The organism is Roseburia rectibacter (assembly GCF_014287515.2).
GTDB lineage: Bacteria > Bacillota > Clostridia > Lachnospirales > Lachnospiraceae > Roseburia > Roseburia rectibacter.
On the sequence record NZ_CP092473.1, the window covers coordinates 2,794,227 to 2,811,164 of the forward strand.

Consider the following 16,938-nt stretch of genomic DNA (forward strand, 5'->3'; position numbering starts at 1 on the left):
ATGTTATTGGTCTTTGACCATAACAGACTTTTATTCTGCGCTCTCATTTTTGTCTTTCGCAATGTTTTCTGTCATCTGCTCTTTCACTTCACTTTCAGTTTTCTTCTCATTCTTATGACGGATTTTTTCCCACCATCCAATGATTTTTTCTACCGGCTGTTCCTGTTCTGATTTCTGCCGTGCTGCTTCACGTTCTGCCTTGCGTGCTTCCCGTTTCTTACGCCTTTCTTCTTCCTTTTCTTTGCGCGCTTTTTCTCTCTGTGCCTTCTTCTCGTTTTTCCGCTGCAGTTTTTCAAACGCTTTTTCTTTCAGACGCACTTCCTTTAAAGCCGCCTTCTCCATTTCTTTTATGTAACTGTTTGCCTTTTTGCGGTTGCGCTTATCCACGCGGTATGGATCGTAAGCAAAATAAGATATAGCCCCAAGCATCAGAACAACCACACCAGCGATCACAAAGATTGGAACTAACATATCATATTCCTTAAATTTCAGTTCGTAGCACACAAACACCGTCAGCATCACAGGGTAAAGTAACAGATATAAAATCTTGATCAGTACCTCAAAAAACGCTGCCTGTTTTCTGCCATTTGAAAGAAGCGTACCCTCAATTGCCGTATAAAATGCCATAAAAATACACAGTTCCGAACCAAACCCATGTAAAACACCACACACTGCCACTAAGATCAGCGACAGAAAAAACAGTGCAAACGCCGCTCCCTGATACCATGCATTGCGGCGTTCCTCCATGCCCTGAAGTTTATCCTCACTGATGCCATGCATCCGGTAAACTTCCGTTCTGATATGGCGTTCAAATTCTTCATTTAACTTCTGTTCTTCTTTTGTATTTTTCAGATTTGCTTCCACGGAGTCGATCATCCGATTGATATATTCCTGCTGCTGTCTAATCCGCTTACTGCGAAGCTGCTCTAATTCATTCTGCCTCTTTGCTTCTTCTTCGAGTTTTAAAACTTTTCCGATCCGTGGATTTTTGACTTCCATCTGCGTATAATCCGGTTCCGTTTCCATCTTCACATCTTCGCTCTCTATGATAACCGGATCTTCTACCTGTTCCTGTTCCATAACATTCTCTACATTTACCTTTTCCTTTTCTGTGGCACTCTGTTCTTTTGCTTTTTTCTTTTCCACGGCACTCTGTTCTTTTTCAGTTTCAGTTTTCACGGAACTTTGTTCCTGAAATTCCTCTTCTGCCATACTGCTCTTCTCCTCTGTTTTATTTGATTTCCCAGTATAATTTATTTCAATATTATACAAAAATAAAACCAAAGAAGCAATATACACACTTTCCCTATTGTCTAATAGGATCTGTCTTTCAGGATTGATTTCAGATCCATCGTGTAATCAAAATATCCTTCCTCCACATACTGGACTTTATCGACCTCTTCCCCGTTTTCCATATGCCGGATCGTCTGTTCGACCAAAGGGGCTGTCAGCGGATTGCACTCAAAATCAGCCATGATCTTCTCATCCTGCATCACCGTAAGCGCATCTTTTACTGCATCAAATGAGATCACGATCACATCACCATCTGTTCCCATTTTCTTTCCTGCCGCCTCAAGCGCATCGATCACGCCAAACGTCATATTGTCGTTTTCACTGATCACAACATCGATATCATCGTACTTCTCTAAAAAATCTTCCATGACTTCCTGACCTTTTGCCTGTGTAAAATCGCCCGACTGTTTTTCAAGCATCACCCAGTCTGAGTGTTTTTTTAATATTTTTTCAAAACCGTCCGACCTCCCGATCTGTGCGGAGGAACCTGGCGTCCCCTGCAGTGTGACTAAATGGATCGTCTCATCTTCTCTTCCCTGTTCTTTTAAATAATTTTCAATCCATTCCCCCGCCTTTATTCCCTCTTCACAAAAATTACTTCCTACCCAGCAGCTGTAAAGGCTTTCATCGCCGACTTCCACGGTACGGTCAGAGAGAATGACAGGGATTCCTGCCTCCTTTGCCTCCTCAAGCACCGCTTCCCATCCCGTTTCCACAACCGGATCTAAAATAATATAGTCCACATCCTGTAGGATAAAGTTGCGGATCGCCTTGACCTGATTTTCCTGTTTCTGCTGTCCATCCTCAAAAATCAGATAATAACCGTTTTCTTCCGTAAAAATATTTTTAAATGACTGCGTATTCGTTGTTCTCCAGTCTGACTCTGAACCGACCTGTGCATAGCCTACCACAATACACCCATCATGACCTGCCATCTCCTCCGTGTCCAGTCCATTCGTGCGCTGCCCTCTTTTTTCTCCACATCCTGCCAGCAAAAATATTGCCCCAAGTACCGTGATTCCTGCTGATACCCACCTTTTGTTTAACATATCTCCTCCGAACCCATAACCTCTGCTTTTCATTATATACCAAAAAGCCGCCGCACATAAATAGAGAATTTTCTCTGTGCGACAGCTTTTTCTTATTCACTTTATTATTTACTGCTCTCTTTCATCTTTGCAAAAATACTCTGTAACACAATAAAGAAACAAAGTAATGCTGCAACTGCGATGCTCGACCAGGAACTTAAGAGCTTACCATTGGTCTTTACCAGAGTTGAGATTGTACCGTTGATCAGTACACCGAAGAAGGAACCGATCACATTTCCAACTCCTCCGGTCAGGAGCGTTCCACCGATAACGGATGATGCAATGGCATCCATCTCTAATCCAAGTGCCTGCTGCACGTTGCCGGACATGGTATTCAAGCAATAGCAGATACCGCCGATCGAACAGAGGAAAGAAGATAACACATAAGCTTTTAATTTTGTCTTTTTCACATCAAGTCCCATCATGGTCGCTGACTGCTCACTGCCGCCAACTGCATAAAGACTTCTTCCGAATTTGGTGTAGCGGAGCATCAGAAATACCACGACTAACACTACCAGTGCCACAACCACGGAAATACGGATAAACGGTACCTGTACCACGCCTTTACCATTGACATAAGATCCAAACGGAAGTTTGATCTTGGCATTTGCAAGTTTTACAAAAAATTCATTGCTGCTGATCGATACCTGATCCGTACAGATCACAGCCGTCATACCTCTTGCGAAGAACATTCCCGCCATCGTCACAATAAATGGCTGGATATTTAAATATCCGACACAGAAACCCTGTACAATTCCAAATACAACGCCGATCAAAAGGACCAGAATACAAAGAACCACTGCGTTCATGTTCCATCTCTCCATTCCGACCGCAAGAAACATACAGTCCATAGCTACAAGAGAACCAACCGAGATGTCGATTCCGCCTGTCAGCATAACACATGTCATTCCACAGGTAATGCATAAGAGTCCCGCATTATTGATCAGTACATTTAAAAATGTCTGCAGGTGTGTAAATCCCTTATTTGCATAAATCGCACATCCGACTGCATACATGACGAAGAATAAAACGATTGTGATGATCAAAAGTACCGTGTTTCCATTCATTTTCTTTTTCTTCATTATGCGACACCTCCTTTTGCCAGCTGTCTTTTTGCAGACATCTTTTTCATATAATCCTTAAACGGAGGCGCCTGGATCGCAACGATGATGATAACAATGACCGCCTTGTATACCGGTGCCTGTTCGGTGGAAACACCCAGCGCATACAGTGTTGTCGTGATCGCCTGGATCGTATATGCACCGATAATAGAACCGGTAAGACGGAACTTTCCGCCGCCAAGACTGTTACCGCCAAGTGCAACTGCAAGAATTGCATCCAGCTCAAAGTTTAATCCGATATTGTTAGAATCTGCAGAACTGATACGGGAAGATGCCACAATTCCGGCAATTCCGGCGCAAAGTCCACAGACAATGTAGCACAGGAAAATAATTCTTTCTGATTTGATACCTGCAATACGGGAAGCCTTTTTGTTGATACCAACACTCTGTACATATAACCCCAGCGCCGTCTTTTTTAGTATCAGGGAAGTGATTATGATACATACGGCTGCCACAACAATCGGTGTCGGGATAAATCCAAGATATCCACCAAAAATTTTAAAGGAATCCTCTCTTACATACACAATCATATTGTTACATAATAACAGACCGATCGCTCTTGCTGCCGAGAATAAAATAAGCGTTGCGACCATCGGCTGTACATTCAGATACGATACTAAAAATCCGTTAAATGCACCGCAGACACATCCGATCAGGATACCGCCAAGCACTCCGATGATAAGCGGTCTCGCCAGTTCATTCGTGGAGGAAACTCCATAGCCTGCAAGCAGCATACAGCAGAACGACGCTGCCAGTGACATGACCGAACCAACGGAAATATCAGTACCTGCAGAACAGGATACAACCAGAGTCATTCCGATCGCAAGGATTGCGATCTCACTTCCACGGTTTAAGATATCGATAATACGTCCATACAATACTCCGTTTCGAATGGAGATCGTAAAGAAATTAAATGCAAAATTTCCCGATGCAACATCGTAAATGATATTTACCGCCATTACCAATAACATACAAAAGATAGGCAGAAACAGCGGTTTGCTGATCAGTTTCTTTATATTATTCATTTGTGCCACCTCCTGCGATCGCCTGCATTACATGTTCCTGTGTCAGATTATCCGTGATCTCACCGACTTTTTCCCCATCTCTTAATACGACAAGGTTCGAACAGGTTCGAAGCATCTCTTCGATCTCAGAAGAAATAAAGATCAGGCTCTTTCCCTCCTCCGCTAACTGGATCACAAGTTTCTGGATCTCTGTCTTTGTTCCGACATCGATACCACGCGTCGGTTCATCTAAAATTAAAAATTCCGGATCGGTCGCAAGCCAGCGCGCTAAGATCACCTTCTGCTGGTTACCACCGGAGAGCTGTTTAATCAGTGTCTCCCTGTTTGCGGTCTTGATCTGAAGAAGTTCTATGTATTTGTCCGCGATCTCGATCTGCTTACTCATCGGCAGCAGTTTGAATATTCCACGTTTTGCCTGCAGTGCAAGAATAATATTTTCCCTTACCGACAGGTCACCTATGATACCTTCTGCCTTTCTGTCATCCGGCAATAGTCCCATTCCAAGGTTCATGGCATCGATCGGAGCATTGATCTTTACTTCTTTTCCCGCCACTTTCAGCTCTCCGGTCTGATTTTTGTCCGCGCCGTAAATAACACGTGCTAACTCACTTCTACCAGAACCTAAAAGTCCGGTCAATCCGACTACCTCTCCCTTATGGATCTGTAAGTCAAACGGTTTGATTTTTCCTTTATGGCTCAATCCCTTTGCATCGATAAACAGCGGTTCCTTTGAAAAGTCTTTCGCCTGCTCTGTTTTTACGGCCGCAAGATCATCAAAATCTTTTCCCATCATTGCCGCAACCAGACGCACCCTCGGCAGTTCTTCGATTGGATATTCCCCGACTAATTTACCGTTTCTGAGTACTGTGATACGGTCACAGACCGCATAGACCTGCTCTAAAAAATGGGTTACAAACACGATTGCAACTCCCTTTTCTTTCAGCTGACGCATCAGGGTAAATAATTTTTCTACTTCATGGTCATCCAACGATGACGTCGGCTCATCTAAGATAAGTACTTTACATTCCATATCCACCGCTCTCGCGATTGCGATCATCTGCTGCAGGGCAAGTGAATATTCTTCCAGATTCTGCGTTACATCAATTTTTATATCCAGACTGTCCATGATCTTTTCCGATTTTGCGACCATGGTCTTCCAGTCGATCGTTCCAAGTTTTGTTTTCGGTTCCCTTCCAATAAATAAATTCTCTGCAACACTAAGATTCGGGCAAAGATTTACCTCCTGATACACAGTGGAAATGCCCTTTTTCTGTGCATCCAGCGTCGAATGATTGACAACCGGACCATCGATGCCCTCCACATGTATTTCTCCTGCCTCAAATGCATTGATTCCTGTCAGACATTTGATCAGCGTAGATTTTCCGGCACCATTTTCCCCCATCAGTGCCATGATCTCACCTTTGCGTAATGTAAGATCCACATGATCCAATGCTTTTACTCCCGGAAATGTCATGGTTATTCCGCGCATGGTCAATACAACATTACTCTCCATCTTCCTTCACCCTTTCTTTAAAATGGGAGAGACCAGATGGTCTCCCCCGCATTTTATGCCATCAGGTTTGATTAGTACTGGGCATCTACGATTTCTTTTGTGACAACGGTCAGATCCTGATCTTCTCCATTTACATTGATCGTAGAAAGGACATCCTCATTTACGAACCAGTGTTCTGTCATGTATACTTCTTTCTCCGGAGTCTCACCAGCCTGAAGCTGTTTGATAACTTCCTCTACGAACGGAGCTGCAAGCGGGTTACACTCAAAGTCTGCATTGATGTCACCGGACATTACATACTCAAGTCCTGCGGTACATGCATCAAAGGAAACAAGGATCACATCACCATCTACACCGTAGGAGATACCAGCTGCCTTCATTGCATCCATTGCACCGAATGCTTCGTTATCGTTCTGGCATACAACAACATTAAATTTACCTTCATAACTCTTGATGTAGGACTCCATGACTTCCTGTCCGCCTGCCTGTGTGAAATCACCTGTCTGGGAATCTAAGATATTCCATCCATTTGCATCTGCAATCTCTTTAAATCCGTCGGTACGTCCGATCGTTGCGGAAGCTCCGGTAGATCCCTCGATCACAAGTACATTGACATCACTGATGCCCTTTGCATCTGTATATGCTTTTAACCACTCTCCTGCTGCAAGACCTTCTGTCTTGAAGTTAGAACCTACCCATGAAACATATTTATCTGAGTCATCGATCGTACGGTCAATAACGATAACCGGAATTCCTGCTTCCTCGCACTCTGTCAGTACAGTGTCCCATCCGGTTGATACGATCGGATCGATGATGATATAATCAACATCCTGCTCGATAAATCCTCTGACTGCCTCTAACTGTACTGCAGAATCATTATCACAGTCTACAAACTGAAGATCGTATCCATTGTCTGCGGAAAAAACACTTAAACAGGAATCTGTGGAAGCGGTACGCCAGTCAGATTCGTGTCCAACCTGTGCAAAACCAATTGTAACCGTATCACCGCTTGCTGCGGAGCTCTCTGTTCCGGCTGCCTCTGCGCTGTCATCTGTCTGATCTGCAGCAGCTGCATCATCTGTTTTTGCTGCGGCATCATTGGATGCACCCGCATTACCTGTTGACGTGTTTGCGCTGTTTCCGCATCCTGCTAACATTGTTGCCCCTAATGCCATACACATTACCATACTCACCAATTTTCTTTTCATTTCAAAAACCTCCCATAGTTTTTTTAGATTTGGTTTCGTTGCTAACCATGGTCTAATTATAACTGTGAGAGGTTTTTATGAATACCGAATTAAATTTGAATTAAGTATAATTTTTTACTAAATTGTGAACAGCTTTCATATATTTCGGTAAAAAAGTGTATTTTTTTTGGAAAAATGTGTATTTTTTATGAACTGCTTTCTGTTCTTACCGGAATTCTTACCCAGACTTCCGTTTCTTCCCCGTAGGTACTCTGCACTTTCAGTCCATATTCCGTGCCATAATGCAACTGGATGCGTTGATTGACATTAAACAGTCCAAAGCCGTCATTTTCTTTTTTCGTATTGCCATCCTCTTTTAACATCGCGCATACTTCTGCAAGTCTCTGTTTATCCATCCCGATCCCGTTATCTTTTACCTTAAAGATCAGGACATCCGCACAACGCTCCGCCGAGACCGTGATATGTCCCTTTCCACGCTTGTTTTTTATGCCATGGTAAAGTGCATTTTCCACTAACGGCTGAAGTGTCAGTTTGATGACCTCATAACCGTAATATTCCTCCGGGATCGCAATCTCATAATCTAAAATGTCCCGGTAGCGGAACTGCTGGATCTCTAAATAGCTGCGGATATGCTCTGTCTCTTCTTTCACGGAGACAAACTCCCTTCCCTTACTCAAAGAAGTCCTGAAAAATGTGGACAGGGAGGACACCATCATTACGACCTCGTCTGTCTTTTTTGACTCGGCAAGCCAGATGATATTATCGAGCGTGTTATATAAGAAATGAGGATTGATCTGCTCCTGCAGCACCCGAAGCTCTGCTGCCCTTAAATTCAACTCCTCCGTATGGATATCTTCCACAAGGTTGCCGATTTTTTCCACCATCTGGTTAAAACTCTTATTTAGCACCTCAATCTCTTCCGGTCCGGTTTTCACCGCCCGGATTCTGAAATCGCCACCCCCGGCAGCCACTGCGGCATCGCACAGCTCCCCGATTGGTTCTGTGATGCCCGTCACGATTTTTCTGCTGACTGCAAATGCACCCACTAAGATCACCAGTAAAATACCGCTCGTGATCGCAATCGCCTGCTCCACATCATTACGGATCCCACCCCGCAGATCCTCCATGTTCATGCTCTCGTAATAAATATAATACTGGATCTGTTCCTGGATCAGCTCCGTCAGCACCCTGATATTTAAGTCCAAACTCTCCATATTTGTCTCATAAGATCCACTGACTAACGCATCTTCCTCAATCTCCTGCACCCTTTTTTCAAGGGTGTCAAGACTCTTTAAAATTCGCGAGAGACGCTGTTTCGCATATGCGGAATCGGCATCCTCTGCCAATTCCCCAAACACCTCTCTCGCCTCTTTGATCATCTTTTGCGGCTTTTGTGTATCGACTAACTCCTCCGCACGTTCCGAATTAACCACGATAATGTACATCACATAGTCGATATCTTCCTTGAATCCGATGTTATATGCATTTGCCTTTGTGATCTTCTCCACAATATGGTCATATTTTGACGATACATTGTTGATCATAAAAAGCAAATATGTGATCATAACCGTTAGTGGGATCACACAGATAAGAAGCAGCAGATACAACCTGTTTTTTAATGAAAATTTTTTTCTTACGTTCATAATTTTTCCTGTTCCTGCTCTGGTCTGTCACTCCTGTTTCTGTATTCCCGCGGCGTACACCCCTGTGTCTTTTTAAACAGGTTACTGAAATAATGTGCATCCCGGAAACCGACTTCAAATGCAATCTCCGTGGTCTTAGTCCCGGTCGTCCGCAATAACTGTTTTGCCTTATCCATGCGCACCTTTGTCAGATACTCAACAAACGTCACTCCCGTCTCCTGTCCGAATACAGTGCTGAAATGGCTCGAACTTAAATTTACCTCCGAAGCGACCATATTTAAGGAGATATCCTCATGATTATAGTTATCTTCTATGTAGGCTTTTGCATGCTGGATCAGATTGTCATATCTGCGTTCCATGCCCTGCTCCCGCAGTTCGATCACTGCCCCGAACAGATTTTTGATGTACTCCCTCGCCTGTCCTGCAGTGCCAAGAAAAATTTCCATCTTCTGCGCATCTTTGTACTGTTCCAACAGATTTTCACTGGTATATCCGCTTTTTTCCAACACGGAGACCGCGCTCACATACAGATCCATCAGCACATACTGACGCAGCAGAACCGACTGTAAGCTACCGTTTGAGATTTTCCGGAAATAATCATCCACAAACCCGGATACTTCCTCTTTTCTTCCTGTATACAAAAACTGTTCCACCTGTCTGCGGTCGATCCCGGACACATTGAGTTCCCCAAGATCTAATGTCTCTTTTGTTTCCATCTCATTTTCTATCTTCTTTACCTGTTCCGTGATCTTATTTTTCTCTAAGGAATACCGCTTTGCAAAAAGAAGATTCGCTTCCTCGTAACATTTTTTGATCTCGCTGAACCGTGTGACCGGTATCCCGTATACCGCGGCATAATCGATCTTATTTTCCCCGCAGAGATATATTTCAAGTTCCTGTTCAATGGCATTTTTCAGCTGTTCAAGCGTCACACCATTTTCCTCTTTCAGTACCAGATGATATTCCCCACAGCTTAGTTTTGCGCGGATCACACTCGAACCGTATGCAAAAAACTGTTCCATATGATCTTCAAATGCTTCATCTTTTTCATAAAACGTCTCCGTCCCATCCTCGAAAAAGAGCTGTAACATAAAAACATTGTAGCGCTCCGCTGCCAGTTCGATCTCCTGTTCTCTGGCCTCTTTTAACACCTCCGAAAAGGAGTGCTCACCGGATACGATATGTCGGAACAGTCTTCTTTTTGTAAGTGTTTTCTGTTCTTTTTCGTTTTTTGTCTCTTCCTGTCTGCCTCTCCTGCCGTAAATTTTTTCTGCGATCCGCCTGATTGCTTCTAAAAGCTGTGCACTGGTCACCGGTTTCAGCAGATAGTCTTCCACACCGATCGAGATAGCTTCTTTTGCATAATCAAACTCACCATATCCGCTCAGAATCAGGATACTCGTATCCGGAAGTTCCTGTTTTACGATCCGGCTAAGTTCCAGTCCATCCATAAAAGGCATCCTGATGTCCGTGATCAGGATGTCCGGTTTTAGTTTCTGAATCATCGGATACGCGAGTTCTCCATCACTCGCCTCACCAACAAATTCAAATCCTTCCTCCTGCCATGCAATATTATTTCGTATCCCCTCCCGCATTACAATCTCATCTTCTGCCAGAAAAATTTTCAACATCGTTTCTGTTTCCCCCATCATATCTTCTTCCCGGACTCCCCATCCGCCGGAAAATCTATATGATGAAAATAGCACATTCCATAAAATGTTTCAATAAACAACTTTTGAAAAAGACCGGAGCCGCATGATTTCATATAGTGTCCCAAATCATGTCACTCCGGTCTTTTATTATATTATTTCCATCAACAATTCTTATTTTTCCCTATTGTACCGACAGGTAAGAATATCCCATCAGGCTCTCATCCACCGCATGTGCAACCTCACGTCCTTCACGGATTGCCCACACAACAAGAGACTGTCCTCTGTGCACATCGCCTGCTGCAAATACATTTTTCACACTGGTCGCATATGCCCCCTCTGCCGTTGATACATTTGTTCTTGCATTCAGTTCAACGCCAAACGCATCCGCAACATATTTTTCGGTTCCAAGGAATCCTGCTGCGATCAGAACCAGATCTGCATCAAGTTTCGTCTCAGACCCCGGTACCTCTGTCATCATCATACGTCCGGTCTTTTCATCTTTTTTACTCTCTAACTTCACGGTAATAATACCATTTAAGTTGCCATTTTTATCTTTTAAGAACTCTTTGACTGTCGTCTGGTAGATACGCGGATCATGCCCGAATACAGCAATTGCTTCCTCCTGACCGTAGTCTGTCTTGCAGACTTTCGGCCACTCCGGCCACGGGTTGTTCTCTGCTCTGGTATCCGGTGCTTTCGGCATCATCTCAAGCTGTGTCACGCTCGCGCAGCCATGGCGGATGGATGTTCCGACACAGTCGTTTCCGGTATCACCGCCACCGATGATGACCACTTTTTTGCCCTTTGCAGAAATATAATTGTTATCTTTCAGGTCGGAATCTAAAAGACTCTTTGTGGTTGCCTTTAAGAAATCCACTGCAAAGTAAATGCCCTTTGCATCACGTCCCGGTGCCTTAATGTCTCGCGGATTTTTTGCACCGCAGGCTAAGATCACGCGGTCATAATCCTTTAACAGCTTGGCAGCTTTTACGTCTTTGCCCACGTTGACTCCTGTGATAAATTCCACACCTTCTTCTTTCATGATATCCACTTTACGGTCGATCACCCATTTTTCCAGTTTCATGTTCGGGATACCATACATCAAAAGTCCGCCGACACGGTCGTCACGTTCAAACACCGTCACCTGATGCCCACGCTTATTTAACTGGTCTGCTGCGGCAAGTCCTGCAGGACCGGAACCGATGATTGCAACTTTCTTTCCGGTACGCACTCTCGGCGGTTTTGCTGCTGCATATCCCTTTTCATAAGCATTTTCAATAATGCCGTGCTCGTTTGCCTTACAGGTGACCGGATCTTCCCAGTGACCGCAGGTGCAGGCCGCCTCACAGAGTGCCGGGCACACGCGCGATGTAAATTCCGGGAAGTTGTTGGTTTTCTTTAAACGGTTATATGCCTGTTCCCAGTTTCCGGTATAGACAAGATCATTCCACTCCGGTACCAGATTGTGCAGCGGACATCCGCTTGTCATTCCCATGATGGTCATACCGGACTGGCAGAACGGCACACCGCAGTTCATGCATCTTGCGCCCTGAACCTGCTGTTTTTCCATGGAAAGTGGAATATGAAATTCCTTAAAATTTTTGATGCGCTCCTTCGGCTCGATCGCTTTCGCATCTTCTCTCTCGTAATCTATAAATCCAGTTGGTTTTCCCATTGCTCATATCCTCCATCGTGATGCCCTGCGGCACTTGCCGCAGGAACATCTTGCTTATTTAACCTCTCGTGTTTGCATAAAATGCTTCGATCTGCGCCTGTTCCGAGGATAAACCTTTCTCCTCCATCTGAACGATCGCCATCAGCATCCGGTTATAATCGTATGGAATGACCTTTTTGAATTTCGGCAGATATTCGCTGAAATTGTCAAGGATTGCTTTTCCTTTCTCGGAATTGGTCAATGCCACATGCTCTTTGATCATATCCTTTAATTCCATAACATCATATTTATTGGATATTTCTTCGGAAAATACCATTTCTTTGTTCATTCTTGTATACAGATCGTTGTCCTCGTCGAGCACATATGCGATACCGCCGCTCATACCTGCTGCAAAGTTCTTTCCAGTCTTACCGAGGACTACGACACGACCGCCGGTCATGTATTCACATCCATGGTCGCCGACTCCCTCAACAACTGCGGATGCACCGGAGTTGCGGACACAGAAACGCTCGCCTGCGACACCGCTGATAAATGCTTTTCCGCTGGTTGCACCATAGAGGGCAACGTTACCGATGATGATGTTCTCATCTTTTTTGTATTTCACGCCTGCCGGAGCATAGACAACCAGTTTTCCACCGGAAAGTCCTTTTCCAAAGTAGTCATTGGAATCTCCGACTAACTCTAAGGTCAGTCCTTTCGGGATAAATGCGCCGAAACTCTGTCCGCCTGCGCCGCTGCATTTTACGATAAAGGTATCTTCCGGGAGTCCCTCGCCGCCGTATTTCTTGGTGATCTCGGAACCGAAGATCGTACCGAAGGAACGATCGGTGTTGGTCACTTCCACGTCAATGCTTCTGCTCTGCTGTTTTTCAAGTGCCGGTCCTAACTGTTTTAAGAGCACCGTGATATCTTTTGATTTTTCCAACTCGAAATCATAAACCTGTTTCGGATCAAAGATGACTTTCTTTTTCTGGTCTGCAAACGGGTTGTTTAAGATCTTGGAAAGATCGATCTCTTTCTCCCTGCCGCTTAAATCATCACGAACCTTTAACAGATCGCTTCTGCCGACCATCTCATCGATCGTCTTACAGCCAAGTTTTGCCATGTACTCTCTCAGCTCTGCCGCGATAAAACGCATGAAGTTCTCAACATACTCCGGTTTTCCTGCAAAACGTTTGCGGAGTTCCGGGTTCTGTGTTGCAATACCTGCCGGACAGGTATCCAAGTTACATACACGCATCATGACACAGCCTAAAGTTACAAGCGGTGCGGTCGCAAAACCATATTCTTCTGCGCCGAGCAGTGCTGCGATTGCAACGTCACGTCCGCTCATCAGTTTCCCATCTGTTTCAATGCGGACTTTGTTTCTAAGTCCATTCATGATCAGCGTCTGGTGTGTCTCAGAAAGTCCAAGCTCCCAAGGAAGACCTGCATTGTGGATAGAGCTTGCCGGAGCTGCACCGGTACCACCGTCATAACCAGAGATCAGTACAACCTGTGCACCAGCTTTTGCAACACCAGCTGCAACGGTACCCACACCTGCCTCAGATACCAGTTTTACTGTGATTCTCGCATCACGGTTCGAGTTCTTTAAGTCAAAGATCAACTGTTCAAGATCCTCGATGGAGTAGATATCGTGATGTGGCGGCGGGGAAATAAGAGCCACACCCGGTGTGGAAAGTCTTGTTTTTGCGATCCACGGATAAACTTTTTTGCCCGGAAGATGTCCGCCTTCACCAGGTTTAGCGCCCTGTGCCATTTTGATCTGGATTTCCTGTGCACTGACTAAGTACTGGCTGGTAACACCAAAACGTCCGGATGCGACCTGTTTGATCGCAGAACAACGGTTCACACTGCTGTTTTTACTTGCGATACGTTCTGCATCCTCACCACCTTCACCGGAGTTGGATTTACCGTGCAGACGGTTCATTGCGATCGCAAGTGTCTCATGCGCTTCCTGTGAAATAGAACCATAGGACATAGCACCTGTTTTAAATCTCTGAACAATAGATTCCACACTCTCGACTTCTTCAAGCGGCACGCCCTTTTTCGGATAATTGAAATCCATCAGTCCACGCAGTGTGATCTCTCTTTCTTCCTTATTTACTAAATCTGTATACTGTTTAAATAACTCATAATCGCCACGTCTGGTTGCTTCCTGTAACAGATGGATCGTTGCCGGGTTATAAAGGTGTGGATCTGCCCCGCTTCTCATCTTATGACGTCCGCGGCTCTCTAAGGTCAGATCGGATTCAAGTCCGAGCGGATCATAGGCTGCGGAGTGAAGCTCATTGACATCGTTTTCGATATCTTTTAATGTGATACCGCCAATACGGCTGACTGTGTTGGTAAAATATTTGTCAATGACATTTTTATCGATACCGATCGCCTCGAAGATCTTAGAACCTTCGTAAGACTGGATCGTGGAAATACCCATCTTGGATGCGATCTTTACGATGCCGTTTAAGATTGCATTGTTATAATCCTGTACTGCTGCATAGTAATCTTTGTCAAGCATATGCTCGTCTACAAGCTGTTTTACTGTATCCTGTACCAGATATGGGTTGATTGCGCAGGCACCATAGCCAAGCAGTGTTGCAAAATGATGTACCTCTCTCGGTTCACCGGACTCTAAGATCATCGCAACGGATGTTCTCTTTTTCGTTCTTACCAGATGCTGCTGTAAGGCAGATACGGCGAGCAGTGATGGGATCGGTACATGGTTCTCATCAATTCCACGGTCGGAAAGGATGAGGATATTTGCACCATCTCTGTATGCACGGTCTGCCTCCACAAACAGACGGTCGATCGCTTTTTCAAGGCTTGTGTTTTTATAATAAATGATCGGAATCACTTCTACCTTAAATCCCGGCACCTTCATAGCTTTGATCTTCATCAGGTCTGTGTTTGTCAGGATCGGGTTATTAACCTTTAACACCTGACAGTTCTCTGCCTTTTCCTCTAAGAGGTTACCGTCCTCACCGATATAAACTGTTGTGGATGTTACAACTTTCTCACGGATCGAATCGATTGGCGGGTTTGTTACCTGTGCGAACAGTTGTTTGAAATAGTTAAATAACGGCTGATGGTCACTCGCAAGTGCAGCAAGCGGTGTATCAATACCCATGGCAGATGTACCCTCGCCGCCGTTCTTTGCCATCGGAAGGATTGCTTCACGCAGGGACTCGAAAGTATAACCGAATGCTTTTTGCATTCTCTGGCGTTCTTCCTTGGTATATTCCGGCACACGCTCGTTCGGAATCTTTAAATCTTCCAGTTTTAAGAGGTTGCGGTCAAGCCATTCACCATATGGCTGCTTGTTTGCATAAGTTTCTTTCAATTCATCATCGTCGATCACACGGCCTGCAACTGTATCAACTAAAAGCATTTTACCAGGACGTAAGCGCTCTTTTACAAGAATCTTTGTCGGATCGATATCAAGTACGCCGACCTCAGAGGAAAGGATCAGATAATCATCATCGGTAATGTAGTAACGGGATGGACGCAGTCCGTTGCGGTCAAGTACCGCTCCCATCATATCACCATCGGAAAACAGAATAGATGCAGGTCCGTCCCATGGCTCCATCATCGTTGCGTAATACTGATAAAAATCTTTTTTCTTCTGTGACATGATACGGTTGTTTGCCCATGGTTCCGGGATCATGATCATGACTGCAAGTGGAAGATCCATACCGCTCATAACCAGAAACTCCAAGGTATTATCAAGCATTGCGGAATCAGAACCCTCGGAATTGATAACCGGCAGTACCTTCTGAAGTTCTCCCTTTAAGTGTTCGGATTCCATTGTCTCCTCACGTGCAAGCATCTTGTCCGCATTACCCTTGATGGTATTGATCTCACCGTTATGTACGATAAAACGGTTTGGATGTGCTCTCTCCCAGCTCGGATTCGTGTTCGTGGAGAAACGGGAATGAACCGTTGCAATCGCTGATTCGTAATCTTTATCCTGTAAGTCAGCAAAAAATAAACGAAGCTGCTCTACCAAAAACATTCCTTTGTATACGATGGTTCTGCTGGACAAAGAAACCACATACGTATCATCGTTAGACTGTTCGAAAACACGTCTTGCAACATAAAGTTTACGGTCAAAGTCAAGTCCCTTTGCCACCTCTGCCGGACGTTTGACAAAGCCCTGCATGATATATGGCATACAGTCAACTGCTTTCTGTCCGAGTTTGGTCGGATCGGTCGGAACTTCTCTCCATCCTAAGAACTCCATTCCTTCCTTGTTGACAATGACTTCAAACATTTTCTTCGCCTGATTGCGTTTTAATTCATCCTGTGGGAAGAAAAACATGCCGACACCGTAATCTCTCTCATCTCCAAGCTCGATGCCAAGTGGTTTTGTCACTTTCGAGAAAAACTTATGTGATACCTGAAGCAGAATACCAACACCGTCACCTGTCTTGCCCTCTGCATCTTTACCTGCCCTGTGTTTCAAGTTTTCTACGATCTTTAATGCATTCTCTACCGTTGCATGTGTCTTGATACCTTTGATATTGACAACAGCACCGATACCGCAGTTATCATGCTCAAATCTCGGATCATACATTCCGGTTTCCTTCTTGTAGCTGCCTGTTACAGAAAAACGGTCTAATTTCTGCTCTTTCATCTTCAACTTCCTTTCTCCATCTGCTCGTCTGTCTTTGTCAGAAAAACAGTTGTCTTTTGCTGGATTTGTTATGTATTAATATACAAC

General features: G+C 44.6%; 10 protein-coding genes. All 10 read right to left on the bottom strand.

Annotated features, from left to right (window positions below):
• Positions 1 to 30: 30 nt before the first annotated feature.
• The 10 genes from H8S51_RS13045 to gltB all read right to left on the bottom strand — a co-directional run bounded on the left by H8S51_RS13045 (position 31) and on the right by gltB (position 16,851).
• Positions 31 to 1,212 carry a hypothetical protein gene (locus H8S51_RS13045; protein ID WP_241070717.1) on the bottom strand — a complete coding sequence of 394 codons (1,182 nt, stop codon included), beginning with the start codon at positions 1,210 to 1,212 and terminating at the stop codon, positions 31 to 33.
• Between the two features lie 101 nt (positions 1,213 to 1,313).
• Positions 1,314 to 2,375 carry an ABC transporter substrate-binding protein gene (locus tag H8S51_RS13050; protein WP_186899099.1) on the bottom strand — a complete coding sequence of 354 codons (1,062 nt, stop codon included), beginning with the start codon at positions 2,373 to 2,375 and terminating at the stop codon, positions 1,314 to 1,316.
• A 71-nt stretch (positions 2,376 to 2,446) separates the two neighbouring features.
• Positions 2,447 to 3,463: an ABC transporter permease subunit gene (locus tag H8S51_RS13055; protein ID WP_006856929.1), complete on the bottom strand. Its 1,017-nt coding sequence runs from the start codon at positions 3,461 to 3,463 to the stop codon at positions 2,447 to 2,449.
• Positions 3,463 to 4,527 (bottom strand): ABC transporter permease, encoded by a 1,065-nt coding sequence (locus H8S51_RS13060; RefSeq protein WP_015521339.1) that lies wholly within the window; start codon positions 4,525 to 4,527, stop codon positions 3,463 to 3,465. Before H8S51_RS13060 ends, H8S51_RS13055 begins: the two co-directional genes overlap by 1 nt.
• The gene (locus H8S51_RS13065) at positions 4,520 to 6,040 is read right to left on the bottom strand and encodes a sugar ABC transporter ATP-binding protein (protein ID WP_186899098.1); all 1,521 of its coding nucleotides are present in this window, start codon (positions 6,038 to 6,040) and stop codon (positions 4,520 to 4,522) included. Before H8S51_RS13065 ends, H8S51_RS13060 begins: the two co-directional genes overlap by 8 nt.
• 71 nt (positions 6,041 to 6,111) lie before the next feature.
• Positions 6,112 to 7,248 (bottom strand): ABC transporter substrate-binding protein, encoded by a 1,137-nt coding sequence (locus tag H8S51_RS13070; RefSeq protein WP_015559981.1) that lies wholly within the window; start codon positions 7,246 to 7,248, stop codon positions 6,112 to 6,114.
• A 185-nt stretch (positions 7,249 to 7,433) separates the two neighbouring features.
• A complete protein-coding gene (locus tag H8S51_RS13075; RefSeq protein WP_006859060.1) occupies positions 7,434 to 8,891 on the bottom strand; it encodes a sensor histidine kinase in 1,458 nt (485 codons plus the stop codon).
• A complete protein-coding gene (locus H8S51_RS13080) occupies positions 8,888 to 10,543 on the bottom strand; it encodes a response regulator transcription factor (protein ID WP_118209199.1) in 1,656 nt (551 codons plus the stop codon). The genes H8S51_RS13075 and H8S51_RS13080 overlap by 4 nt, the downstream gene beginning before the upstream one ends.
• Before the next feature lie 181 nt (positions 10,544 to 10,724).
• Positions 10,725 to 12,218, bottom strand: coding sequence for a glutamate synthase subunit beta (locus tag H8S51_RS13085; RefSeq protein WP_186899097.1), 1,494 nt, complete (start codon positions 12,216 to 12,218; stop codon positions 10,725 to 10,727).
• A gap of 58 nt (positions 12,219 to 12,276) precedes the next feature.
• Positions 12,277 to 16,851 carry a glutamate synthase large subunit gene (gene gltB / locus H8S51_RS13090; protein WP_186899096.1) on the bottom strand — a complete coding sequence of 1,525 codons (4,575 nt, stop codon included), beginning with the start codon at positions 16,849 to 16,851 and terminating at the stop codon, positions 12,277 to 12,279.
• Positions 16,852 to 16,938 lie beyond the last annotated feature (87 nt).

Bases quoted from the DNA above. Each gene is read 5' to 3' on its own strand.
- gltB (WP_186899096.1), bottom strand. From the start codon at position 16,851: ATGAAAGAGCAGAAATTAGACCGTTTTTCTGTAACAGGCAGCTACAAG.
- H8S51_RS13045 (WP_241070717.1), bottom strand. From the start codon at position 1,212: ATGGCAGAAGAGGAATTTCAGGAACAAAGTTCCGTGAAAACTGAAACT.
- H8S51_RS13080 (WP_118209199.1), bottom strand. From the start codon at position 10,543: ATGATGGGGGAAACAGAAACGATGTTGAAAATTTTTCTGGCAGAAGAT.
- H8S51_RS13085 (WP_186899097.1), bottom strand. From the start codon at position 12,218: ATGGGAAAACCAACTGGATTTATAGATTACGAGAGAGAAGATGCGAAA.
- H8S51_RS13070 (WP_015559981.1), bottom strand. From the start codon at position 7,248: ATGAAAAGAAAATTGGTGAGTATGGTAATGTGTATGGCATTAGGGGCA.
- H8S51_RS13055 (WP_006856929.1), bottom strand. From the start codon at position 3,463: ATGAAGAAAAAGAAAATGAATGGAAACACGGTACTTTTGATCATCACA.
- H8S51_RS13060 (WP_015521339.1), bottom strand. From the start codon at position 4,527: ATGAATAATATAAAGAAACTGATCAGCAAACCGCTGTTTCTGCCTATC.
- H8S51_RS13065 (WP_186899098.1), bottom strand. From the start codon at position 6,040: ATGGAGAGTAATGTTGTATTGACCATGCGCGGAATAACCATGACATTT.
- H8S51_RS13050 (WP_186899099.1), bottom strand. From the start codon at position 2,375: ATGAAAAGCAGAGGTTATGGGTTCGGAGGAGATATGTTAAACAAAAGG.
- H8S51_RS13075 (WP_006859060.1), bottom strand. From the start codon at position 8,891: ATGAACGTAAGAAAAAAATTTTCATTAAAAAACAGGTTGTATCTGCTG.